Consider the following 24,705-nt stretch of genomic DNA (forward strand, 5'->3'; position numbering starts at 1 on the left):
GCGAACCTCTGTCGGGTCATGCCGCTACCTGATCACGGGAGCTCGCATCGCTCCGGGTGTCAGGCACCGCACGTTTGAATCAATTGACAAGACGGGGCACAATCATGCCCTGCCGGAAACAGACCGCGAATCTTACTTGCAATTGCGGCATCAGGCAAGTCCCGGACCGTCTTATCATCCCCATGGAGCCTCATGTGCCCCGAACCGCGCGCATAGCACTGAACCGCCCTCTTCGGCGGCTGTTTGATTATCTGGTGCCTGACCACATGGTTCTGCAAAAGGGCCAGCGCGTGATGGTGCCCTTTGGACGGCAGTCTGCCACCGGATTGGTCGCCGACACGGATGCCCAACCGCCCGAGGGTATTACCCTGAAACCGGTAAGGTCGGTCTGTGAAGAATGGCCGGCACTGCCGAAGGAAACATTCAAGCTGTTGAGCTGGGCGGCGGACTACTACCAGCACCCCCTGGGTGAATGCCTTTTTACCGCACTACCACCGGCCCTTAGACGCGGACGGCCGGCAGTTGAGAAAAAAGAGGCCTACTGGAAAGCCTGCGGTGATCCTGCTGTTCTGTCTGGCAATGCAACAAGACAAAGAGAACTTCTGGCCTGGCTTCAAAGCCAGCCGGGAAGCGTCAGCGCCAGACAGATCGTGCAGGCCGGTTTCACCCAGTCGCAGATCAGGAGCCTTCAGGGCAAGGATCTTATAGTTGAAGCCTCTCAGCCCGAGCCTGTCGGCGTGCCCGAAGAGATCCGTAACCGGATCCCCCGGCTTTCCCAAGCACAGCTTGATGCTGCAGACCAGCTTCCCGTGCCGGAAAATGGCTTTGCTGCATCCCTGTTATACGGCATCACCGGAAGCGGCAAAACCGAGCTGTACCTCTATTATCTGAAGCACTTCCTGGGCGACAGGGGGCAGGCATTGGTGCTAGTGCCGGAAATCAACCTGACCCCCCAGACCGTCGCGCGTTTTCAGCATTACTTCGGGTCGCGAATCGTGGTGTGGCATTCGGCCCTGAATGATGGGGAGCGTCTAACCACCTGGCTCAAGGTCCGCAGTGGTGAACCGGTTATCATGATTGGGACCCGTTCCGCAGTATTACTGCCCTTTACCAACCTGAAAACCATCATCGTGGATGAAGAGCACGACAGTTCCTACAAGCAGGGAGAGGGGTTTCGTTACTCTGGGCGAGATACAGCCGTCTATCGTGCTCATCTCAACAACTGCCCCGTCATTCTTGGCTCAGCCACACCTTCCATGGAGTCATACCATAACGCCCTTACCGGCAAGTACTCACTGATCACATTAGAAGAACGGGCAGGCAATGCCCGACCACCACACATCAAGCTTCTGGACATCCGTAGCCGCCCACTCGAAGGTGGCCTGTCCCGACCTGCCCTGCAAGCTATCGAGAAATGCCTCCAGGATGGCCAGCAGGCACTGGTGTTCGTAAACCGCAGGGGGTTCGCCCCCATCATGATGTGTTTTGACTGCGGCCATATGGTTGAATGCCCCCGGTGCGACACACGGCTTACCTATCACCGCCGCGATCGTGCCATGCGCTGTCACCATTGTGATTTCCAGACCGCAGCCACGGACCACTGCCCGAAGTGCAACAGCGACGCCTTCAAACCGGTGGGCCAGGGCACCGAGCGCACTGAAGATATTCTGACCACGCACTTCCCTGATGCGCCCGTGGTTCGGGTAGACCGGGACAGTACCCAGCGCAAAGGCAGCATTCAGGGCATTCTCAAAAAAGTAAACAGCGGGCGCCCCTGCATTCTGGTAGGCACACAGATGCTGGCCAAGGGGCATGACTTTCCGAATGTCACGCTGGTGGTTGTGATCAACGCCGATGGCGGATTATTCAGTGTGGACTTTCGCGCGCCTGAACAGCTGATCCAGACATTGCTTCAGGTCAGTGGACGAGCGGGCCGCGGCGAAAAATCCGGTGAAGTACTGATACAGACCTGCCACAGCGACCACCCGCTGCTGGGAACACTTGCCCAGGGAGATTACTTACCGATTGCAAACCAGATGCTCGCCGAGCGGGAAGCAAACCTCCTGCCCCCTTACCGGGCAATGGCGATTTTCCGTGTTGAGGGCGACACCATGCAAGCAAGCCTCAGATTGCTCGATGACATAAAATCGGAAGCATCCCACAGGGACATCGAATGCTGGGGGCCGCTGCCTGCCATCATTGCACGTCGGGCCGACCGCCACAGGGCCCAACTGGTATTGGTTTCGCTGAGCCGAACACGGCTGAACCGACAACTTGCGGCGCTTTGTCACGGGCTCGACCTGATGAAGCTCCCAAAGGACACAAAGTGGGCAATCGATGTCGACCCACTGGAAACCGGATGACCCTCTAAAACTGTGATAAGGGGCGTCTTTTTGCAATGTTTTACATCCTGAAATGACTCAAACCGTCCCCTGCGGATGGAAGCCTGCTAATATTCAGCTCGTATACCGAGCCGAGCTTCAGCACTGACTACCGCTAAAGCGACTACGCGAAAAAATTGAGAGCCTGGAGTTTCAAATGTCAGGGATGGTACGTTGTAATTGCTTGCCGATCATTTTGTCGAGCCTTCTGATCTCTGCCTGCGGCGGTAGTGAAAACTCCCAGCCACTTGCCGATGGAAGCAGCCCCACCGCCCTGGCTGAAGGCGGTTCATGGTCAACTCCATTAGTCGACGGTACCAACGGCTCATCCGAGAGCCTGGCAAGTGCCAATGATGGCGGCGACACCGGGCTGAGACCGGGCATCTATTTAACCGACATTGCATCTGACAATGGCAGCTCCGACGAAGCCATTACATGGATCAGTAGCTCTGGTCGGTTTGCGACTGCAATTAATGGCACTAATTCCATCTTCGGGACATTAGAGGCGACGTCGGATGGCAGCCAGTTCAGCGGTAGCGCAGCAAACCTGTTCTACACCAACCAATGGAATCGAGTCGATGGCTCCCTGAACGGTATCATCGAAGATTCACAGAGCCTCAGCTACACGATCAGTGGAAACTTTAACGCGAACGCGGTTCTGGCGAGACTGATCGACCTGAGCAACCAATCCATTTCTCTGAGCATCCTCTCAGGATCCTATCTGTCATTCGATCAAACAACGAGTTTCACGATCGGCAGTCAGGGAGGTATATCAGGGTCAGACGCGACGGGCTGCGTTTTCGATGGCGAGATATCTATCCGGGCCTCAAACATCAACGTATTCGACATCACCTTCGATGCCCGCAACTGTGGGGCAACCTCCACCTCCTCCCCATCGGAGCGCAATGGCCGATATAACGGTGTGGGCTCATACGACAGCATCAACTTTGTGATCAGTTTCATGAGTGCAAATAGCACAGTCATTCTGCCGTTCCAGGGAGATTGAGGTCACAGCAACCTGCTATTGCTTCCTCCCAATGCTCCCGCAAAGGGAGGGAAGCAGGCCTGACAAAGCATAATTTGAGTCGCCCGCCCCTTTCCGCGATAATAGCGCCCTTCGATTCCCCGGCGGGCTGCTTGCCGCCGTTCTCCAATTCTCCTGTAACCCGAGTCATCCGACAGCATGAAAGAGACCGTATCCGAACTGCTCCAGTCTGCACTGGCGACCCTTCAATCCGAAGGCACCCTGCCGACAGACCAGACTTTCACACCGCAGGTAGGCAACACCAAGGACAAATCCCATGGTGACTACGCCTGCAACATTGCCCTAATAGCGTCAAAGGCGGCCGGTTGTCCGCCGCGAAAGCTGGCAGAGGCACTGGTGGAAAGACTGCCGGATAGTGCAGCGGTGGAGAAAGTGGAGATTGCCGGTCCGGGGTTCATCAATTTTTTCATGAGCACTGCCAGCGCTTTTGAGGTGGTCAGCACGATTCTTGACCAGGCCGGACAATACGGCCGCAATAACAGTGGGAAGAACGAAAAGGTCCAGGTGGAGTTTGTGTCTGCCAACCCCACCGGCCCCCTGCATGTGGGTCACGGCCGCGGTGCCGCTATCGGCGACTGCCTGAGCCGCCTGCTGGAAGCCAATGGTTACAACGTCACCCGTGAGTTTTATTACAACGACGCCGGTGCCCAGATCAACAACCTGGCGCTTTCCGTTCAGTCGCGGGTAAAAGGGCTGACACCAGAAGACGATAACTGGCCCGCCGACGGCTACCGTGGTGCTTATATCACAGACGTGGCCAATGCTTACATGGCCGGGGAAACCGTTACCGCGGACGACCGGGAAGTAACCGGCAAGGCCGACCCGGACGATCAGCAAGCCATCCGGGAATTCGCCGTTGCTTACCTGCGCCGTGAACAGGACCTGGACCTGAAAGCCTTTGGGGTGGAGTTCGACGTCTACTTCCTGGAGTCATCCCTCTATGAGGATGGCAAGGTGGAGCAGACCGTCGAGCGACTACAGGAAAACGGTTATACCTACGAACACGAAGGCGCCATGTGGCTGAAAACCACCGAGTTCGGTGACGATAAAGACCGCGTGATGCGTAAGAAGGACGGTGGCTACACTTACTTCCTGCCCGATGTGGCCTATCATCTGGACAAGTGGCAGCGGGGGTTTACCACCGTCATTAATGAACAGGGCGCAGACCACCACTCCACCGTCACCCGGGTTCGGGCAGGCCTGCAGGCGCTGAAAGCCGGCATCCCTGAGGGCTGGCCAGACTACGTACTGCACCAGATGGTGATGGTGACCCGTTCCGGCCAGGAAGTGAAAATTTCCAAGCGGGCTGGCAGCTACGTCACCGTTCGAGACCTGATCGACGAGGTGGGCCGTGACGCTACCCGCTTTTTCCTGGCGGCACGCCGGGTGGACTCCCAGTTGACCTTCGATATCGACCTGGCGCGCTCCCAGACCAATGAAAATCCGGTCTATTACATCCAGTATGCCCATGCGCGGATCTGCAGTGTACTGAGAAAGCTGAAAGAGGAAGGGGTCGAGCGCGGATTGAACGAGTGTGTGGGAGACCTGTCCCTGCTGACGCTTGATGAAGAGAAAGATCTGGCAAATCAGCTGGCAAAATACCCTGAGCTGATCGAGAGCTCCGCGAAGCTGCGGGAGCCACATCATCTTACCCATTACCTGCGGGACCTTGCCGGGCAGTTCCACACCTATTACAACGCCCACAAGGTGTTGATCGAGGATACGGCGGTGCGGGATGCGCGGGTAACACTGTATCTTGCCATCAGGCAGGTGATTGCCAATGGCCTTGACCTGCTAGGGGTGAGTGCACCGGAAGAAATGTAGCGGTTATGGCTCTGTGCCACAGATCTGAACACCCAGGCAAGCAACAGGAAATCACCCGGCATGTCCCGAGATTACGCCCGCAAACCCAGACCGGCCAGCAAGTCGGCAACACCGACAAAAGCTGCGAGACCGGCGCGGAGGCAAAAACCGCCGGCCAAACGTCCGGCAGCGGCGAAGGCCCAACATGGCGGCCTGTCCTTACGCTGGATACTGTCACTGGCAGCCGTTGGTGGATTTATCGGCTTTATTGCCTATCTGAATTCCCTGCCAACACCCGACCAGCAACCATCAAAAAGGACGCCGGCTCAACCACCTGCGACAGAGGAACAGGCACCGGACACTACCGCCAGTGATGAAAAACCGGGGTTTCGCTTCTACGATATGCTGCCCGACTCCGAAGTTATTCCGCCAGACGTGGAAGAATATACCCCGGGGCCCAACCAGCAAACGTTTGATTACCTCGTGCAAACCGGCTCCTTTCGTAAACAGGAAGATGCGGAAAGACAGCGCGCAGAGATTGCCTTCCAGGGCTTGCGAGCCAAGGTCAAACGCATTGATCTTGACAGCGGCAGCACCTGGTATCGAGTCAATGTGGGCCCGTACAGCTCCCGCAGCCAGATGAACGCCGCCATCGACAAGCTGGTCAAGCTGAACATCCAACCACTTGTCCGGAAAATCCCCAAGGAGGGCTGAACGGCCCTCCGGACTCTCTGTTGCTCCCAGCCCTTGAAAACCGGACTCCCGCCTCCATAACTGCTGAATACTGTTTTCTATCAGGCAAGTGGAGCCAGAATGACTACCATACTTTCTGTCAGGCGTGACGACGAAGTTGCCATGGGTGGCGACGGCCAGGTCTCCCTCGGCAATACCGTAATGAAGGGCAATGCCCGCAAGGTTCGCCGACTCTATAACGACCAGGTACTGGCCGGATTCGCAGGCGGCACAGCCGATGCCTTTACACTGTTTGAACGCTTCGAGGCCCAGCTGGAAAAACACCAGGGCAACCTCACCCGTGCGGCAGTGGAGCTGGCGAAGGACTGGCGCACGGACCGTGCCCTGCGCCGGCTGGAAGCCCTGCTGGCAGTTGCCGACAAGACAGCATCTCTGATCATCACTGGCAACGGTGACGTAATCGAACCGGAGCAGGGGCTGATTGCCATTGGCTCCGGTGGCCCGTTTGCCCAGGCGTCAGCGAGGGCCTTGCTGGAAAACACCGATCTGAAAGCCAGCGAGATTGTGGAGAAGGGCCTGGATATTGCGGCCGACATCTGCATCTACACCAACCACAATCGCACCCTTGAAGTGCTGTCAGCCAACGACTGATCCGGAGCTAGCATGTCTGCAATGACCCCCCGTGAAATTGTTCACGAGCTCAACAAACACATCGTGGGCCAGGAAGAGGCCAAGCGCTCCGTCGCTATTGCCCTGCGCAACCGCTGGCGTCGGATGCAGCTGGAAAGTGGGCTGCGCGAGGAAATCACACCGAAGAATATTCTGATGATCGGCCCCACCGGTGTCGGTAAAACCGAGATAGCGCGCAGGCTTGCCAAACTGGCGGACGCCCCGTTCCTGAAAGTGGAAGCCACCAAGTTTACTGAAGTGGGCTATGTTGGCCGGGACGTGGAATCCATCATCCGCGACCTGGCGGATATGGCCATCAAGATGCTGCGCGAGAAGGAAATGAAGCGCCACGAGCATCGCGCCATGGACGCTGCCGAGGAACGCATCCTGGATGCCCTGCTGCCACCACCCCGGGATCTCAAGCAAGACAGCCAGAGAACCGACGACTCCTCAACCCGCCAGTTGTTCCGCAAGAAACTGCGTGAGGGTGAACTGGACGACAAGGAGATCGAAGTTGACCTGCGCAATAGTGGTGCCGGCGTTGAAATCATGGCGCCTCCCGGTATGGAGGAGATGACCAGCCAGTTGCAGAACATGTTCTCAAGCATGTCCTCGGAAAAGCGCAAGACCCGCAAGATGAAAGTCGCGGATGCCTTGAAGCAGGTTCGCGACGAGGAAGCGGCAAAACTGGTTAACGAAGAAGAGATCAAGCAAAAGGCCATACTGAGTGTTGAACAGAACGGCATTGTCTTTCTCGATGAAATCGACAAGGTAGCCAAGCGCTCAGAAAACACCTCATCAGACGTTTCCCGGGAAGGCGTGCAACGGGACCTTCTGCCGCTGATTGAAGGCAGTACCGTCAGCACCAAGTATGGCGCGGTGCGCACCGATCATATCCTGTTCATCGCATCCGGTGCCTTCCATCTGTCCAAGCCGTCTGACCTGATCCCGGAGCTACAGGGCCGTCTGCCAATCCGCGTTGAACTGCAAGCACTGACCCCGGACGACTTCAAGCGCATCCTGACCGAGCCGGACGCTTCGCTGGTGCAGCAATACGAGGCATTGATGGCCACTGAAGGCGTCACGCTGACGTTCACGGAAGACGCCATCGCCCGTATCGCCGAAGTTGCCTACAAGGTCAACGAAACCACCGAGAATATCGGTGCCCGACGCCTGCATACGGTACTGGAGCGGCTGCTGGAAAGTCTGTCGTTTGAGGCCGGTGACCAGGTTACCGAAACCTTCGAAGTAACCGCCGCGTTTGTGGATGAGAAACTGGGCGAACTGGCGGAAGACGAAGACCTCAGCCGCTATATTCTCTGAGCCAGGCTTCGTTCAAGCGGGGCGCGCCTTCCGGCCGCCCCTGCTCTCATACTTCAATACCCTTCAAAGTGCCTTGTTGAACAGCTCGGTAACGTTATCCAGCCCGGTCGCCAAACGACCTTTCTGGGCTTTCTTCTTGCGCCCCTTCGCCACATAGAGCGGCAACATCTCACCATACAGACTGGTGCTGATGGTGCGCTGTTCATCTTCCAGTCGGTCTCTGCGCAGCCGAATACCATACTTCGCCAGCTTGGGTTCCAGTTCATCCGCACGATTCAACAGATCACGCCGGGTCATCTGGTAGGCGTGCTCACACACCATGCGACGGGACTGGAAACTGAAGACGTTCGAGAAAAACAGCTTGGCATCGTCCCGGGTGGGTTCAAACAGCAGGATATCCTTGTCGGGATAATCCCGCGCATACTGGGCAATACCGGACTGCATACGGGAATAAACCATGGTGCGGAACATTTGGGACAAGAGGCGGGGCATGCCGGAGCGGGTCAGCTCCCCTGGCGCCATGGTGCCGGCACGCACCGCCGCACTGGCATCGATCGGCACCTGGGGATTCACTGCAAAAACCAGATCCGCTCCATCTTCGAAAGCGACAGAGGCATGCAGGCCTTTTCTCAGGGTGCCATCTACATAGTAACGCCCGTCGATGGTGACCGGAACATAGATCCCAGGGGAAGACATGCTGGCCTGGATCGCCCTGGAAATAGGCACGTGGTCAAAGCCCGGGGCACCGAAACAGACGGCCTCGGTACTTTCCACGTCCGCCGCCACAATGTACAAGCTGCGACGAAGCTGCCGGAAATCATTGGTACGGCCCAGCATGGTAAAGGCCCGCTGCAGGTATTCATGCAGGCCCTCGTTGTCGAACAACCCGGCTGGCGCAGCCTGCGCAAGGATCGTCATCGCTTCCAGCAAGCTCTGGTCATAGGGGTTATTTATAAACCGGCGAACCGCAGTGGTGACCAGACCGGGCACCGCCAGCAATCGGCCGCCCAATTCCCGGAACGCCGGCCGGTAGAATACTTCCGGATGAAACGGGTGAACTTCTGCCTCGTTACGCACAAAAATACGGCACAACTGGGCCGTCGTCATCTGATTGGCCAGGTTGGCAGCCACAAAAGACCCGGCATTCACGCCGACATACACATCAATGTCGTTAAAATCGAGCCCGTCCAGTGCCTCATCAAGCGCACGCAATGCCCCGATTTCGTAGATACCGCCCAGAGGACCGCCGCCTCCCAGCGCGAGACCGATGCGGGGGCGGGGCTTGATTGCTGTGGTTGTTGCCATTATTCGCTATCCCCTTGCGGGTACTGTTGGCTAGTGCGGATCACCGTAACAGTCCATTTTAGAGTGCACACCCTATATGGGCCCCGGTGGTCACAAACCATCACGAAAGGGCCTTTTCGGCATGGGCTACAGAGCTTGATTTTCCCGGGCGCAGATAGCGACCAAAGCCTGCGTTGCGAAGCGCCAGGTCCACACAGCTCTTGATAACATGGGGTGAGTCCAGCAAAAGCACATCCTCAAGTAACTGGACTGCCCATTCGCGGCTGACACTGCGGATGACCGACTTGACCTTGGGCAGGCTGGCCGCATTCATGGACAGCGAGTCGTACCCCATGGCCATCAGCAGCAGGGCACCACCCGGGTCCCCCGCCAGTTCGCCACAAATGCCCACCGGTTTGCCCACCGCATGAGCATCCTGGGCAACCCGGACAAGTGCCTGCAACACGGCTGGATGATAGGAATGATAAAGCTGGGCCACACGCGGGTTATTGCGATCCACCGCCAGCAGATACTGGGTCAGGTCATTGGACCCAACGGACAGGAAATCGACACGGTCCGCCAGCTCCCGAATCTGGTATACCGCAGCCGGTATTTCAACCATCACCCCGACCTTGGGCATGTGAATGTTGAAGCCCTCTTCCCTGACCTCGTGGTACACCCTGTAGATCAGGTGCAGCGACTCTTCCACTTCGGAAATATTGCTGATCATCGGCAGCATGATCTGAAGGTTGTTCAACCCCTCGCTCGCCTTGAGCATGGCCCGCACCTGGACCAGGAAAATCTCCGGGTGGTCCAGGGTTACACGGATACCACGCCAGCCCAGGAAGGGGTTCTCTTCCTGAATCGGGAAATAGGTCAGGGCCTTGTCGCCGCCGATGTCCAGCGTGCGCATGGTGACCGGGTTCGGAGCAAACGCTTCCAGTTGCTCGCGATAGTACTCCCTTTGCTCATGCTCGGAGGGGAAGCGATCCTTGATCATGAAAGGCACTTCCGTGCGGTACAGACCTATACCCTCGGCACCGTGGCTGAGCGAGCGCACCACATCGGTCATCAGCCCGGTGTTTACCAGCAACGATACGCGGTGGTTATCCGTGGTTTCGCACGGCAGATCCCGCAGGGCCTCCAGCCCTTTGACCAGCTCGTCTTCCTCTTCACAGATCTCCTGGTAGAAATTCCGCAAATCCGCAGAGGGCGATGCAAAGATCTGCCCTTCAAACCCATCGACAATCAGGTCCTTGCCATCCAGCTGATTCACCGGAATATCCACCAGCCCCATGACCGTTGGCACACCCATGGCGCGGGCAAGAATGGCGACGTGGGAGTTGCTCGAACCCTTCACCGATACCAGACCGACCAGTTTCCCCTTGGGAACCTCTCCAAGCATGGCCGGGGTCAGCTCTTCGCTAACCAGTACCGTGTTATCGGGGTAGACCGTGTCTTTCTGCTCCCCTTCCTGCAGGTGAGACAGCAACCGGCGGCCCAGGTCGCGGATATCCACTGCCCGCTCCTGCAGGTAGTGGTCCTCCATCATTTCAAAGTGACGCACATATTGCTGCACCACCTGCTTCAGGGCGCCCTGGGCCCAGAAACCTTCCTTGATACGGTTGGACACCTCGCCCGGCATGGCATCGTCACCAAGCATGCGAAGATAGACGTCAAACAGGGCCTGCTCTTCGGGACGCAGCTGCGAAGCCAGCCGGGCCGCAACCCGCTCAATATCTTCGCGAACCGCCGTGACCGCGCCATTGAACAACGACAATTCCAGCTCGACATCATCGGTGGGCTTTTCCGGTACAACGTCCAGGTCCGCCGCCGGATAGACCACTACGCCCTTGCCGATGGCAACACCGGGCGCGCCCGGCACACCACTGAAACTGACATCCGTTGCCTCTTCACCCGTCAGGGAGAGGCCGCTGATAGCGCCTGTTGCCTCGCTGTGGGCGATCACTCCGGCCAACTGCGCCGACACGGTTACCAGGAAGGCCTCTTCGCCCTCATCAAAACAGCGTGAACTTTCCCGTTGCTGGACGACCAGAACACCGAGAACACGGCGATGGTGAATGATGGGCACACCGAGGAACGAACGGAAACGCTCTTCACCAGTCTCCGGGAAATAGCGGTAGCGGGGATGCGAGGGGGCATCTTCGAGGTTGATGGGCTCCTCGCGGGAGCCAACGAGGCCGATCAGACCCTCGGAATAGCCCAGACTGACCTGCCCGACAGCTTGCTGGTACAAGCCTTCTGTGGCCATCAGGATGTAGCGGTTAGTGGCCGGATCAAGCAGGTAAACCGAACATACTTCGGTGTCCATGGCTTTCTGCACCCGCGAAACGATGATATCCAGCGCCTCCTGCAAATCGCGGGCGCTATTTACCTCTTGTACAAGACTTCGCAGTATGCTCAGCATGGCGGCTTCAATCCGTCATTTCTGTTGATCCTTCGTACGCCGGGCCTGCTCGCTCCGGTGCCACTGCTCCATGTTATAGAACAGCCGCGGCGCGAGTTCTCGCAGCGCACGTCGATAGACTTCACGTTTGAACGAGACGACCTGCCCCAGTGGGTACCAGTAACTGACCCACTGCCAGCCGTCGAATTCCGGTGAGTCCGTGCCGTCTACGCGTACCTGCGCATCCGGCGAAAGCATCCTCAGCAGGAACCATTTCTGTTTTTGTCCCACGCAGATCGGGTGCGAATTGTGCCGCACCATCCTGCGAGGGAGGCGGTATCTCAGCCAGCCACGGGTGCAGCTGATGACTTCCACATCGTCTGTCCCGAGACCAATTTCCTCTGCCAGCTCCCTGTAGAGAGCCTCCTCCGGTGATTCGTTGTGCTTGATGCCACCTTGAGGGAACTGCCAGGAGTCCTGCCCTATTCGCCTTGCCCAGAGGACTTCCCCCCTGTGATTGGCCAGAATGATTCCGACATTGGGTCTGAAACCGTCTGAATCTATCACGGCACAGTCCTTTTAAAAGTCGGTAGGCCGGATTAAAAATTCACCGGCCGGATTTATCCAAGTTGCTCTCATTCTTACAGAATCCCAAGGCTTCGGCAAACGGAGTCGGCGGCGGCATGTCATGGTAGACTGTCGCCTCTGTGACATTCCCCCTTCCAGCCGGAGGTGCTGACGTTGACCCTTGCAATTTTTGACCTTGATAACACCCTGCTCGCCGGGGACAGCGACCATGCCTGGGGTGAATTCCTGGTGGAAGAGTCCATTGTGGACGCGGACGAATATCAGAAAGCCAATGATAAGTTCTATCAGGAATACCTGAACGGCGAGCTGGATATCCTGCACTACCTGAGCTTTGCCCTGCAGCCGCTGGCTCGCCACGAAATGAAGCAGTTACTGACCTGGCGGAAGGAATTCGTCGAGAAGAAAATCAGGCCGATGATGCAGGCCAGCGCCACAGAGTTACTGGACAGCCACCGGGCGCAGGGCCACACATTGCTTATTATCACTGCCACCAACCGGTTTGTAACCGAGCCAGTGGCGGAACTACTTGGCATTGAACATCTGATTGCAACGGAGCCGGAACTGGTCAATGGGCGTTATACGGGAGAGGTTGCAGGTGTTCCCAGCTTTCAGGATGGCAAGGTGACCCGTTTGCACGATTGGCTTGAATCAACAGGAGAAAGCCTGGACGGTGCATGGTTCTATAGCGACTCACACAACGATGCACCCTTACTTCGCAAAGTAGAGAATCCTGTAGCGGTCGATCCGGATCCAACACTTGAAAGCATTGCGAAGGAAAACGGCTGGAAAATCATGAGCCTTAGAGGCTAACTGCTTGCCATTCTGCCCGGGAAGGCCCCAGGGAGGGGGTGCCCGGGATACGCTGTGAATACGTCCATGTACGCTCGACAAAAACATCCATGTTTTTGACGATCCCGGGCACCCCCTCCCTGCGTCCTTCCCTATCTGTGTGCAAACACGCCAGTTCTGAATCCTACCCCGTAGGTCGGATAGAGCGCAGCGAAATCCGACAACCCAAGTTCAAAGAAACCCTGTCAAAGACCGAACAAAACAGCTTTTTATGTAATCCGTCTCCGGAATCCCTGGCACCACCGGATGATCCGGCGCCTGATGACCCTGCTCCAACAACTGCACAAACCGGTCAATCTTGCGACCACTGCTACGGATAATGTCTGTCAGCTTCTCCTGGGACAGATGCATGGAGCAGGAAGCAGACACCAGCAACCCATCCCGATCCAGCAACCGCAACCCTAGCTGGTTCAACCGCGCATAAGCCTCTTCCCCGGCCTTCTGGTCACGCCGCCGTGGAATCAGCGCCGGAGGGTCCAGCACGACAATGTCAAACTTTTCCTTCTCCTCACACAGCGCCTTCAGGGCGTCAAAGGCATCACCCTCGATAGTTTCAATGTTATCGAGCCCATTGATCTTCGCGTTGTGGTGAACAGAATCAATAGCACTGGTGGAGCTGTCCACGCAGGTCACCTGAGTTGCCCCTGCACAAGCCGCCTGGATTCCCCAGCCGCCGACATAACTGAACACATCCAGCACCCGCTTGCCCGGTGCATACGCCTGCAAACGCTGACGGTTCATACGGTGATCATAGAACCAACCGGTCTTCTGCCCACCCTCCATGGGCACCTCGAAGCGCACCCCGTTCTCTACAACCGCAAGGAGGTCAATTTCCGGGCCATGGGCCTGCTCAACGTAGGCATCCAGCCCCTCCACCTTACGCATCTTGCCGTCGTTCTTGAGGATAATCGCCCGGGGATGTGCCAGGCGCTGAACCGCCCGGACAATAGACTCCTTCATCTGCTCCATGCCGGCGGTGGAAATCTGGACCACCACCACATCATCAAACCGGTCAATCACCAGCCCGGACAACCCGTCGCTGTCACCAAATACCCAGCGATAGAACGGCTTGTCAAATAAACGCTCCCGCAATGCCAGCGCCGTCTCCACCCGCTCGGTCAGACGCTGAGGCGTCATGCCATGGGCAGCATTCCGACTGATCAGACGACCACAGATCAGCGCATGGGGATTCACAAACACCGTCCCCATCGGCTTGTCGTTGGAAGCACGCAACTCCGCCTGCGTGCCAGCCTCAAATTCCGTCAGCGGCGATCGACGGGTATCCACTTCATTACTGTAAACCCATAGATGGCCAGCCCTGAGCCTGCGCTCGGCGCCTTTGCGTAGGTATAAAACCGGGAAATTCATAGATAATCGCCTGAAGAAACAATGAAGGAAAGGCTTGAATAGACGAAGCCACCACCGGGTCCAGGGGGATAAGCCGGGCGGGCCTTCCAGAAATGTGCGGAGCCATGGATGGCGGAGCCCAAGCCGCACAGGACGTCTCGAGGCGTTTTCTGGAAGGCCCGCCCGGCTTATTCCATGCCCAAAAAATCAGGTCACTCTTCGGAAGCAACATGCTCCGCATAAGCCGTAGCGTCCATCAAGCCATCCAGCTCGCCCGGATCTGCCAACCGCACCCGGAACAACCAGCCGTCACCATAAGGATCCTCATTCACCTTCTCCGGCTCATCCTCAAGGCTCTCGTTGACCTCAATCACCTCACCAGTAACCGGACTGAACACATCAGACGCCGACTTCACAGACTCAGCCACCCCGGCCTCTTCAGCCCCCGTAACCGTCGCCCCCACATCTGGAACACCGATAAAAACAATATCCCCAAGCTGATCCTGGGCAAAGTCCGTAATGCCAACGGTTGCGGTGCCATCATCGGCCACACGCACCCACTGGTGAGTTTCAATGTATTTCAGATCTGCGGGTGTTTCGCTCATGATCAGATTCCCCGATGAATAATTTCGCGCATTTTAACCGAAGAAAGAGGCCCCGGCGAACATCTCAGGCGATGTGGCGCAAGATACCGATTTCAAACCAGCCCCCAGGTGGTCTCACGGGCCATCGCCATAAACGACTGCAAGTACTCCACACCCGCATCCCGCTCGCGAAGCCCCAGAAAAATCTGCTTGTCGATCCCCTCCTGCCCCAACCTGACCGGGGTAATCGGCATCTGGTGCGCATACTCCTCCACCAGCCACCGGGGCAACGCCGACACGCCGCGCCCGGCTGCCACCATCTGCAGCATGATGTCCGTGGTTTCGATGGTCTTGTGCCGCGCCGGGCTGCTGTGGGCCGGCACCAGGAACCGGGTATAGATATCCAGACGCTCCGCATCCACCGGATAGGTAATCAGAGTCTCGCTTTCCAGATCGGCCGGCTCCACCCAGGGTTTCGAGGCCAGCGGGTGGCTGCCGGGCACTACCAGAACCTGTTCATAATCAAAAACCGGCTCGAACACCAGGCCCTTCCTGTGCAATGGATCCGGCGTGACCAGCACGTCGATATCATAGCCAAACAGTGCCCCGATACCTCCGAACTGGAAGCGCTGTTTCACATCCACATCCACACCCGGCCACTGCTCCAGGTAAGGCCCCACCACCTTCAGTAACCACTGGTAACAGGGATGGCACTCCATCCCTATCCGCAAGCTACCCCTCTGGCCCCGGGCGATCTGGCCCACCAACTCCTCGGCGTGCTCAAACTGCGGCAACAGCCGGTTCGCCAGCGACAACAGATATAGACCGGACTGTGTCGGCCGCAGTTTCCGGCCTTCCCGGATCCAGACCGCAGTGCCAAGCTGCTGCTCCAGCTTTTTTATTGCGTGGCTGAGCGCAGACTGGGTCAGGCACAAGGCATTCGCTGCGGTCGTCAGGGAACCACACCGATCCACTTCCCGAACGATTTCTAGATGGTTACGCTCAATCATAGGTAGCTCTAAGTTGAATTAAATTCATGGATCAATGAGATATTACCATTATTTTTCATGACTCATCATCGCTAACCTTGGTGCCTGACAGATTGCAACGAACAGGAGATTCACCATGGTGACCACCCACAACCTGGGTTTTCCGAGGATCGGCGAGCGCCGGGAACTGAAATTTGCCCTTGAGGGTTTCTGGAGAGGCGAACTGGACGAAGCCGCCCTGCGGGAAACCGGAGCGAAGCTCCGTGCCGGCAACTGGCGGGACCAGCAACCACTGACGCTGGCACCGGTGGGAGACTTTTCTCTCTATGACCAGGTACTGGACATGAGCGCCACCCTTGGCAACCTACCAGATCGTGCCGGCAAAGCCGGCGAGAACGCCCTTGACCGCTACTTCCGCATTGCCCGTGGCCGCTCCCCGGCTGACGACAATTGCTGCGGCGTCCATGCCGGAGAAATGACCAAATGGTTCGACACCAATTATCATTACATTGTCCCGGAGTTCGATGCCAACACACGGTTTGCGCTTGAACCCACGCGTCTGCTGGAGCAACTGGCTGAAGCGAAAGCTGAAGGCGTCAACGCCAAGCCGGTTATCATCGGCCCCGTCACTTATCTCTGGCTCGGCAAATCCAAGGACGACACCGACAGGCTCAGCCTGCTGGATGACCTGCTGCCGGTTTACGGCGAACTGCTGCAGCTTCTTGCAGACAGTGGTGCAGAGTGGGTACAGATCGACGAACCAATACTGGTTACCGAACTGGGCGGCGAGTGGCGGCACGCCATGAACCTGGCCTACCACAACCTCAAGGCCAGTCCCGTGAAGCTGTTATTGACCACCTATTTCGGACAACTACGGGAAAACCTGCAACTGGCCTGCGAACTGCCGGTTGCCGGCCTGCACCTGGATGCCATCAATGCAAGAGACGAGGTTGCCCGAGTGACCGACTGGCTGCCCGGGCACAAAGTACTCTCCCTGGGTGTGATTGACGGTCGCAATATCTGGAAAACTGACCTGCAGGCAACCCTGGGCTGGCTTGAACCGGTGCACCAGAAACTGCGGGAGCGGCTCTGGCTGGCACCGTCCTGCTCACTCCTGCATGTGCCGGTTGACCTGGATAACGAAACCACCATGGATCCTGAAATCCGCTCCTGGCTCGCCTTCGCACGGCAGAAACTGGAGGAATTGCAGGTATTGGCGATGGCCCTTGCTGAGGGCCGGAAGTCCGTTGCCGATGGGCTGAAGAGCAATGCGGATGCAATTCTCAGCCGTAGGCGCTCCACACGTGTAACGGACCCACAGGTTCGCAATGAGGTTGCGGCGATCACTCCAGAACTGGGGCAGCGCAAAAGCGACTATAAGCATCGCTCAGCGATCCAGGCGAGCCACCTGAAGCTGCCGCAGTACCCCACAACCACGATTGGCTCCTTTCCCCAGACCAAGGATATCCGCCAGACGCGGCTCAAATACCGCAAAGGCGAACTCGGTCCGGAGGAATACCAGGCAAGAGTCCGCGACGAAATCCGTCACTGTATTCAGGAACAGGAAAAGCTGGGCCTGGACGTGCTGGTCCACGGCGAAGCGGAACGCAACGACATGGTAGAGTATTTCGGCGAGCAACTGGAAGGTTACGTATTCAGCCGCCTCGGCTGGGTACAGTCCTACGGTTCACGCTGTGTGAAACCGCCCATCCTGTTTGGCGACATCTCCCGACCAAAAGCCATGACCGTGGAATGGATCCGCTATGCCCAATCCCTGACCAACAAACCCCTGAAAGGCATGCTCACCGGCCCGGTCACTATCCTGAACTGGTCCTTCGTCCGCGACGACCAGCCCAGGAAAGACACCTGCCTGCAACTGGCACTGGCCATCCGGGAGGAAGTGCTGGACCTGGAACAGGCAGGGGTGAACATCATCCAGATCGACGAAGCCGCACTTCGGGAAGGCCTGCCCCTGCGCCAGAGCGACTGGCAGAGCTATCTGGACTGGGCCATTGAAGCCTTCCGAATCACCGCCAACGGCGTGAAAGACGAAACCCAGATTCACACCCACATGTGCTATTCGGAATTCAACGACATCATCGAAGCCATCGCGCGCATGGACGCGGATGTCATCACCATCGAAACCTCCAGGTCCGACATGGAGCTGCTGGATGCGTTCAAGGGCTTCCAGTACCCCAACGACATCGGTCCGGGAGTGTACGATATCCACTCGCCGAATGTGCCTGGCACGGACCACATCATCTCGCTGATGAACAAAGCTGCGGAACGAATCCCCGCTGAACGGCTCTGGATTAACCCGGACTGCGGGCTGAAAACCCGTTCGTGGGATGAGGTGATGCCGGCGCTGAGAGGTATGGTGGCGGCAGCGCGGGAATTGCGGGAGGCTTAACGTTCGCAAGGGATCTATCCGGGTAGTGCAAACCTACCAGTTTATCTCGGCCCTCTCAGGCATCTGTGAGGGCTTTCCGGTATTCCGACTCAGTGCTATCAAAGCCCCCCAAAAAGCAACTTATAGTCCTCAGGCAGTATAGAGTCTCGCACCCAGTATTCGGCGTTTCCAAAGTCCCTGCAATTAATACAGCGCAGCTTTACTGCTTTCTGCTCAATCCCGGCTTACTGGATCCGGGTGATTGACTACACACCGGAAACCGTTCGTTGAAGAATCAAGGGGAACACCACCTCGATTAAAAACGGTACCGGTTCCTCCTGTATGATCGCCATGTCCGGCCCAATCGCGCACCACCTTTTGCGGATCCTCGGGAGCTGGAGGGGCCGAAGGTCCTTCGGGATTGTGTTTGGAGGCATGCTGATAAAAATCCTCTTGATACCAGTCACGGGTCCATTCAGCGACATTGCCGGTCATATCATATAAACCTAAAGGGTTCGGAGGATAACTGCCGACCGGTCTTCGTTCCGTCCTGTTTGACGAATGAGATAAGGCATTTCCTGTCGGGGGGATAGATGGATCAATGTATTCAATCGGCCTTCGAAGGTAAGGGTCTTTTTCTATCTCTCCCGTATTGGTTGCGTAAGCAACATTTTTCCCTCGGCTACGAGCTGCATATTCCCACTGTGACTCTGTTGGGAGTGAAATAGGTAGCCCCAACTTCTCCCCAAGCCACTGACAGTAACCTTCAGCTTCGCCATAATTTGGCGCTTTCGCTGGCTTGAGGCGGTAATTTGGCGACAACGGGTCTTCGTCACTACGAACGTCCCGTATTGAAGAACTCGGCTCTTCTCGGAACTGGACATATTGCTCTGCGCGTTCCACGTCCCTTAGGTAGATAAGGAATTCATGCCAGGTTGTTTCGTAGCGCCCAATCGAGTAGCTGTCGAGTGTCACCTCGATGGCTGGCTTGTTATCGTCTTTTAGTACTGTGTAGTAACGCCCGTCCGGCTTACCAACATCACCCAAAAGGAACGAACCACCCTTTACATATACCAGATTATTCTGAGCCGCCTGAACAACCTGTTCCAGTTCTTCAGAAGTCGGTTTCGGGAGCTCTGAAGACGAACAGCCACTGATCAACAAAGCAATTATCCCTAATCCGCAAAACACTCGCTTTCCACCTGGCATCTCTAGCTCCCGAATCATCAGACGATTCCCGAAATTCTGCACGCACCGTGAGGATCATGCCTGACAACCTGCTCCAGATCTGCCGTCTTGAACTCCAGTGCGCGTTTATATAATTGATACCGGTGCTGATTGAACCCGATAAATCGAAAAACACCTTCCACATTGCGGTCAAAAGTTTGTGGCTCTGCGCGCCCCTCCGCATTTATTCGCTTCATGGTCTCTTCGAAGTCCCGCCAGGCCTGAAACGAGGCCAATATTTCTGCCACCGCCCTGACCTTCGTTCTTGTCCCGTCGCCCAACTGAGGCGTCAACCAGAAGTCAGCCATCAGCGCATGCAGGATGGCGCCTTTCACCTCAGGAGGAGAGTGATAGAACACGCTTTCGCTTAGTTTTTCCATGTCCGCAAGAACGTTTTTTGCAAGTGCCAGCCCTCGGCGCTCCTTCAGAAAAGCCTCTACCTGATTCCCGAAAAAACCGTTTTCGGAGTCGATGAAGTCTTGCCAAAAATGATTAATAACCACAGATGCAGTCTCCGCAGCCTGGCCAATAGCAACTGCATGGCTTATGCCCTGTGCCAACGCAAACACTGACACTTTCTTGTACCAACCAAACGCGTCAGTGTCCTGATCGAAAAGCTCAAGATATCTATAATCTGAATCTCCAAGTGCTTTGTAAACAAAGTGAATCATTTCCAGAGTATTCTGGACATCCACTTCCAACAAAAAATTGCCCGACGGACCAACTCCAAGTACAAGGCCAGCGTGGAGATTGAAGTAAAACTTCCCTGTTGCTTGGTTATATTCAAGCCTTAGTTCGCCCTCAACCCCGACACCTGCGGCAGCCTCTACCTTTTTTCCGATCTGACACAAGGGTTTCCAGTCCGAATGAGTAGCAAGGGTATCAACCCACAATAAGGATCCAGCGACCTCGCAACCTCCTCTCACTCCCGCAAATACATTAGCTTCCAGGTTTGCACCCTGGCCGTGCTCGCGGGCAGCAATCCCTTTTAGCGTCGGAAGCCCCTGCGTGCTGTCAACATGGACATTCGCAGCGAGTAAAGCAGAGGCACCGGCGAATCCGGTAGCACTGATAGCCATTCGAGCCTGGAAATGGCCCAAGGAGGTGTACGTCCGCTCCCCGTCCCAACCACCAACTCTGTAATAGATGCGAATTTCAGAGCAGTTGTTAGTAGGGAACGCCTGTTCAATCGAGGCTTTGCCTTCCAGCAGGCTAAACTGGGCTTCTGCTTTACCCTGGAAATGGACCTTGCCGCTACGGGGGTTAAATTCACCCGAAGCGCTTGAGCCTGCGGCAAAGCGCATGAATTGGGCTTCAGCAGATGCATCGAAACCGGTACGGTCGCGGTTTTCCTGCTGCGCCTGCTCATCACCCCAAATCGACCAGCTAACCTCATCATAATATTGATTCAAAGCGAGAACGACTGGGTTATCGGCATCCGGACTCCAGGACATGTTGAACTTGATGTTCAGTTCGCTCTCAATAGCCTCACGGAGTTTTTCTGGGTCCACGCCCTCACGACTCAGCCAACCTTTACTCCGCTTCCTGTCGCGGGCTCCCATGGGGTAGCGTCGAACGTGATTCGCGATTTTTTCGGACCTGACGTATGTGTAGTGATTCCCTCCCGCAAGCCGTTTGATTTCTGTAAGCGGTGGGGTGCTCTGCACCCCTTGTGGAATGACCTCTCGACTGACAAGCTCCCAAACCAGGATATCCTTGCGCTCCTGGACAGGGGAAAGCACCTTTCCCTCCGCATCAGAAGGCCGTTCCTTACTACCCTGATTTTCTTCAGCAAGAGTGTCCAGATCGCGGTAATACTCGTTTAGCGGGCCGCAGACAAACTCTTCCTCGGCCTCCAGTTCTGTCAATTCGTCCTCAGTCAAAAGGATAAGTTCATCGCTGCCAGTGACGTGAACAACTTCTGCAATTTTGTCGCCGCATGGAGCATCTTCCACCACTTGGGCAGGTTCACAGCTGGAAGTAATCAATTCATTGGCGGCGGGCACATTTATAGTCTGGCCAGGAAAAATTCGATTCGGATCCTGAATTTCCGGGTTCAAATTCAGCACACGCGCCAGGCTGGCGCGGTGGCGTTGGGCGATAGCGCTCAATGTATCGCCGGAGTGGACTTCATAGGCCTCAGGCATCAGACACCTCCCTGTGTCAGCATTCTGTCCAGCTCCGCCAATCGGTCAGTGGCAGAGCGATGGGTATCACCAAGAATTTCTTTGACAACCGGCAGCTCCATGCGATCTTTAAATCGCACAAAGAGCTCTACATAGCCTGCTATATTGGCTTCTGACGCGAAAGCGAAGCCTTGTGCTTTCTCAACGAGGCCGGCGAGCTGTTCAGACTGCCCCTCACTATCTGAAAGACCAAGCGATCTTGCGAGACGCCTCAGGAACGCTCGGTGCTTCTCCTGGCCCAAAGCATCCAGATGGTTTTGCTGTAAATGAAACCATCCTTCGTCCTCAGCCACTTTTGCATCACTCACCTCAGATAGATTGGCTGACATCCATCCTTTTTCCTGATCAAAGTAGCGCCAGCTTCCAACCGGCCCACTAAACGCGGCTATTTCTTGAGGGGTAAAAACTGAAAGTAGCATCCGGATCTGACCAGGCACGTAAAATCGAAGGTACGCGACGGTTCCATCAGGTATGCGCACGCTCAGAAGGCTTCGGAAATGATCGGCTAGTTTTTCCGGCCCGCAATCAGCCTCCACAACGATTCCATTCGATCGCCAGAACTCTTGGTTATCCCAAAGCCGCGTGTATTCAGACGGCTTTATCAAGCAAGGACTTACTTCTAGAGCCGATTGGTGACGAGTGCCCCTGTAAAGCATGTCCACTGAGGGGCTATCGTCATACCTGTAGGCGATCTTCAGGGCATCCAGCAGCGCGCCATCCAACAACAAATAGGATTGCCCGGAATCAAGCATTTCAATACCTGAAGCTTCCATTTCAGACACTCTCCTCGCATGCGCACCTCGCGGCAGCACAAGAACCGTCGGGTTGGCGACCACATTGTCTGCTTAAAGTTGCATCTTTGCGTGCCACGCTGACCAACTTCGAAATCGGACTCGGACGAAAATCCGAGACCGGTCGCCTCGAGTCCCTAGCAAGAGTGGCGGGGCTAAACGGCGTCTTTGAATCCGCCAACGCAACTTCTGGCAAATCCGGCATCTGCGCCGAGACCCCACTCCCACTCCCCGGCCCACCACCCGAATTCATCTTCACCATCGGCCCTGAAACAGTCACACCACTGGGATCAACCTTCACAAAACTGCCGCCGGCCTTCAGCGTCACTTCGGCACCCGCTTCGATGACGATTTTCATGCCGGCCTTGTGGTGGATCTCGCTGCCGGCTTCAATGAGTTGGTTCTTGCCCTGTTTGCTGTGGTGGCTGCCGTTGACGGTGAGGCTGGCATCGCCGTTGATGGATTCGCGCTTTTCACCAGCCACGGTAGCGTGGTCATTACCCTTGATGTGACTGAACTGGTTGCTCTCCACCGTTCGGTGGCTGTCATTTTTGATGACCTCGGTGCGGTTGTTTCCCGTCAGCAGGTCCAGGTCTTTCTGGGCGTGGATATAGATCTGTTCTTGGCCCGCTTCGTCTTCAAACCTCAGTTCGTTGCTGCCCTCACCCTTGTGGGTCTGGGTTTTCAGCGTGGTGCGTGTCTTGTGTTCCGGCAGCGCATAGGGCGGTGTGTTGGTGGCGTGGTAGGTGCGGCCAGTAATAATCGGCTGGTCCGGGTCGCCATCGAGGAAGGAGACGATGACCTCGTGGCCGATTCTCGGGAGTGCCATGAAGCCGTACTGGCCGCCAGCCCAGCCCTGGCTGACTCGTAGCCAGGCGCTGGAATGTTCATCATTCCTTGAGTAGCGATCCCAGGGGAATCTTACTTTTACCCTGCCGTGTTCATCGCAGTGAATCTCTTCCCCGTCGGGGCCGGTGACGATGGCAATCTGGGGGCCGTCCATCAATGGGCGGTGTTCCACTTGAGGGCGCCAGGTGCGGTCCGCGGGAATGGCGTTGAAGGCGTTGTGGTAGGTGGTGCCACTACCGCCACTTTCTTCTTCCAGAGCCTGGGGCTGGTTGCCGGTGTGGGTGATGCTGGTGAACAGCCATTCCCGGTTCAGGGCCTGGTTGTCGTGTTCGGTGAGCTCGACTTTGGCGCCCACGGTGAAGTCCGGGCGGTTGCTCTGGCCGTTGGCGGTGGCGGCGTCGTTTCTCAGGGCGTCCAGGCGGCTTTCGGTGAACGGCTGGCCACTGGCGTCGGCCTTGAAGCGGCCGGGGTAGTCGTAGTGCTGGTAGTCTTCGCGCTGGGCGTCCAGCTTATCGGCCTGCTGTTCGTGCATTAACGCGTAAGCCGGGTTCTTAAAGGTGTAGTCCTTCATGGCCACAGAGGCGGCTTTGATGCGTTCCCGATAGCTGAACTGGAAGACGGCGCTCTGGCGGCTGCTGCCGCCGGCCTTGCCGTTGTATTCCACCGGGTCGAGCCTGGGGGCGTCGCCGTGGTGGTCTGCGATGATCAGGGCGGGTTGGTCATTGCCTTCTACATCGCCATGGTTATACCGGTAGTGCCAGCCCTCTTCGGCAGACAGTCGTTCGATAAAGGCCAGGTCGCTTTCCTGGTGCTGGACGCAGTATTCCCGTTCTTCGGGGGTGCGTTTCAGGTCAAACACGGTATCGATGATGCCCCGCTCTTCGAGCAGGGTGCGCACGATGGCGTCGGTGCTCTGGGTCTGGAAGATGCGGCTGTTGTGCATCAGGCCCAGGCGCCACAGCGGAGGCTGGACGATGACTTCGTAGCGGGTACGGCGGTGGCCGGAGTCGCCCCGGGCGAATTCGTTGACCACACCGTGGAAGCGCCGCAGAGGCACGCCATCCTGCCAGACCACCAGCTCCACGGGCTGCTCCAGCACTTCTTCGGGTGCAATAGTCGGCGAGGTACTGGCCAGTTCCAGCTTGCAGTGGCATAGCGTCGAAACGGTTTCGGTCAGTTCAAAACGGACGACCGCGAACAGGTCTTTGGGGAGTTGGCCAAGGGTGGCCGTGAACTGCAGTCCGGTTGCCTGGGGCATGTCTTCGATCCCTGAAGATGTGAATGACTTCCGCTCATCCTGA

Annotated in this window: 18 protein-coding genes; 8 read left to right on the forward strand and 10 right to left on the reverse strand. The window is 56.7% G+C overall.

Annotated elements, in window-relative coordinates; all coding sequences use genetic code 11:
* Window positions 1-182: 182 nt before the first annotated feature.
* The 6 genes from FDP08_RS19575 (at window position 183) to hslU (ending at window position 7,914) form a co-directional block, all read left to right on the forward strand.
* Window positions 183-2,363: a primosomal protein N' gene (locus FDP08_RS19575; protein ID WP_137437991.1), complete on the forward strand. Its 2,181-nt coding sequence runs from the start codon at window positions 183-185 to the stop codon at window positions 2,361-2,363.
* 175 nt (window positions 2,364-2,538) lie between these two features.
* A complete protein-coding gene (locus tag FDP08_RS19580; RefSeq protein ID WP_137437992.1) occupies window positions 2,539-3,387 on the forward strand; it encodes a hypothetical protein in 849 nt (282 codons plus the stop codon).
* Between the two features lie 177 nt (window positions 3,388-3,564).
* Window positions 3,565-5,250, forward strand: coding sequence for an arginine--tRNA ligase (gene argS, locus FDP08_RS19585; protein WP_137437993.1), 1,686 nt, complete (start codon window positions 3,565-3,567; stop codon window positions 5,248-5,250).
* Between the two features lie 60 nt (window positions 5,251-5,310).
* Window positions 5,311-5,943, forward strand: a complete 633-nt coding sequence (locus FDP08_RS19590) for an SPOR domain-containing protein (protein WP_137437994.1) — start codon at window positions 5,311-5,313, stop codon at window positions 5,941-5,943.
* Window positions 5,944-6,042: 99 nt separating this feature from the next.
* Window positions 6,043-6,573, forward strand: coding sequence for an ATP-dependent protease subunit HslV (gene hslV / locus FDP08_RS19595; protein ID WP_137437995.1), 531 nt, complete (start codon window positions 6,043-6,045; stop codon window positions 6,571-6,573).
* Between the two features lie 12 nt (window positions 6,574-6,585).
* Window positions 6,586-7,914 carry an ATP-dependent protease ATPase subunit HslU gene (gene hslU / locus FDP08_RS19600; protein ID WP_137437996.1) on the forward strand — a complete coding sequence of 443 codons (1,329 nt, stop codon included), beginning with the start codon at window positions 6,586-6,588 and terminating at the stop codon, window positions 7,912-7,914.
* A gap of 63 nt (window positions 7,915-7,977) precedes the next feature.
* On the opposite strand, the gene FDP08_RS19605 is transcribed toward hslU, so the two are convergent.
* From FDP08_RS19605 to FDP08_RS19615, 3 genes are all read right to left on the reverse strand, one after another.
* Entirely contained in the window at window positions 7,978-9,219 is a 1,242-nt protein-coding gene (locus tag FDP08_RS19605; protein ID WP_137437997.1) for a patatin-like phospholipase family protein, read from the reverse strand.
* A 100-nt stretch (window positions 9,220-9,319) separates the two neighbouring features.
* Window positions 9,320-11,626 carry a phosphoenolpyruvate--protein phosphotransferase gene (ptsP, locus tag FDP08_RS19610; RefSeq protein ID WP_137437998.1) on the reverse strand — a complete coding sequence of 769 codons (2,307 nt, stop codon included), beginning with the start codon at window positions 11,624-11,626 and terminating at the stop codon, window positions 9,320-9,322.
* A gap of 15 nt (window positions 11,627-11,641) precedes the next feature.
* Window positions 11,642-12,172 carry an RNA pyrophosphohydrolase gene (locus tag FDP08_RS19615; RefSeq protein ID WP_137437999.1) on the reverse strand — a complete coding sequence of 177 codons (531 nt, stop codon included), beginning with the start codon at window positions 12,170-12,172 and terminating at the stop codon, window positions 11,642-11,644.
* A gap of 174 nt (window positions 12,173-12,346) precedes the next feature.
* Here FDP08_RS19615 and FDP08_RS19620 point away from each other — a divergent pair, with 174 nt between their 5' ends.
* Window positions 12,347-13,003 (forward strand): histidinol-phosphatase, encoded by a 657-nt coding sequence (locus tag FDP08_RS19620; RefSeq protein ID WP_137438000.1) that lies wholly within the window; start codon window positions 12,347-12,349, stop codon window positions 13,001-13,003.
* Between the two features lie 210 nt (window positions 13,004-13,213).
* Here the strand turns inward: FDP08_RS19620 and FDP08_RS19625 are convergent, their stop codons facing one another.
* The 3 genes from FDP08_RS19625 to FDP08_RS19635 form a co-directional block, all read right to left on the reverse strand.
* Entirely contained in the window at window positions 13,214-14,410 is a 1,197-nt protein-coding gene (locus FDP08_RS19625) for a class I SAM-dependent rRNA methyltransferase (RefSeq protein WP_137438001.1), read from the reverse strand.
* A gap of 191 nt (window positions 14,411-14,601) precedes the next feature.
* Window positions 14,602-14,994 (reverse strand): glycine cleavage system protein GcvH, encoded by a 393-nt coding sequence (gene gcvH, locus FDP08_RS19630; protein WP_137438002.1) that lies wholly within the window; start codon window positions 14,992-14,994, stop codon window positions 14,602-14,604.
* 92 nt (window positions 14,995-15,086) lie between these two features.
* Window positions 15,087-15,983: a LysR family transcriptional regulator gene (locus FDP08_RS19635; protein ID WP_137438003.1), complete on the reverse strand. Its 897-nt coding sequence runs from the start codon at window positions 15,981-15,983 to the stop codon at window positions 15,087-15,089.
* Between the two features lie 115 nt (window positions 15,984-16,098).
* On the opposite strand from FDP08_RS19635, the gene metE reads away from it, so the two are divergent.
* Entirely contained in the window at window positions 16,099-18,372 is a 2,274-nt protein-coding gene (metE, locus tag FDP08_RS19640) for a 5-methyltetrahydropteroyltriglutamate--homocysteine S-methyltransferase (protein ID WP_137438004.1), read from the forward strand.
* A gap of 213 nt (window positions 18,373-18,585) precedes the next feature.
* Here the strand turns inward: metE and FDP08_RS19645 are convergent, their stop codons facing one another.
* Genes FDP08_RS19645 through FDP08_RS19660 form a run of 4 tightly spaced genes read right to left on the reverse strand, consistent with a single transcriptional unit; the run spans window position 18,586 to window position 24,662 of the window.
* The gene (locus FDP08_RS19645) at window positions 18,586-19,578 is read right to left on the reverse strand and encodes a formylglycine-generating enzyme family protein (protein ID WP_228263402.1); all 993 of its coding nucleotides are present in this window, start codon (window positions 19,576-19,578) and stop codon (window positions 18,586-18,588) included.
* On the reverse strand, window positions 19,578-21,725 hold the full coding sequence (locus tag FDP08_RS19650) for a LysM peptidoglycan-binding domain-containing protein (RefSeq protein ID WP_137438005.1): 2,148 nt from the start codon (window positions 21,723-21,725) through the stop codon (window positions 19,578-19,580). The genes FDP08_RS19645 and FDP08_RS19650 overlap by 1 nt, the downstream gene beginning before the upstream one ends.
* A complete protein-coding gene (locus FDP08_RS19655; protein ID WP_137438006.1) occupies window positions 21,725-22,537 on the reverse strand; it encodes a DUF4123 domain-containing protein in 813 nt (270 codons plus the stop codon). Before FDP08_RS19655 ends, FDP08_RS19650 begins: the two co-directional genes overlap by 1 nt.
* A 1-nt stretch (window position 22,538) precedes the next feature.
* Complete coding sequence (locus FDP08_RS19660; RefSeq protein ID WP_137438007.1) at window positions 22,539-24,662, reverse strand: type VI secretion system Vgr family protein; 2,124 nt, start codon at window positions 24,660-24,662, stop codon at window positions 22,539-22,541.
* Between the last annotated feature and the right edge of the window lie 43 nt (window positions 24,663-24,705).

Source organism: Marinobacter panjinensis (assembly GCF_005298175.1).
GTDB classification, from domain to species: domain Bacteria; phylum Pseudomonadota; class Gammaproteobacteria; order Pseudomonadales; family Oleiphilaceae; genus Marinobacter; species Marinobacter panjinensis.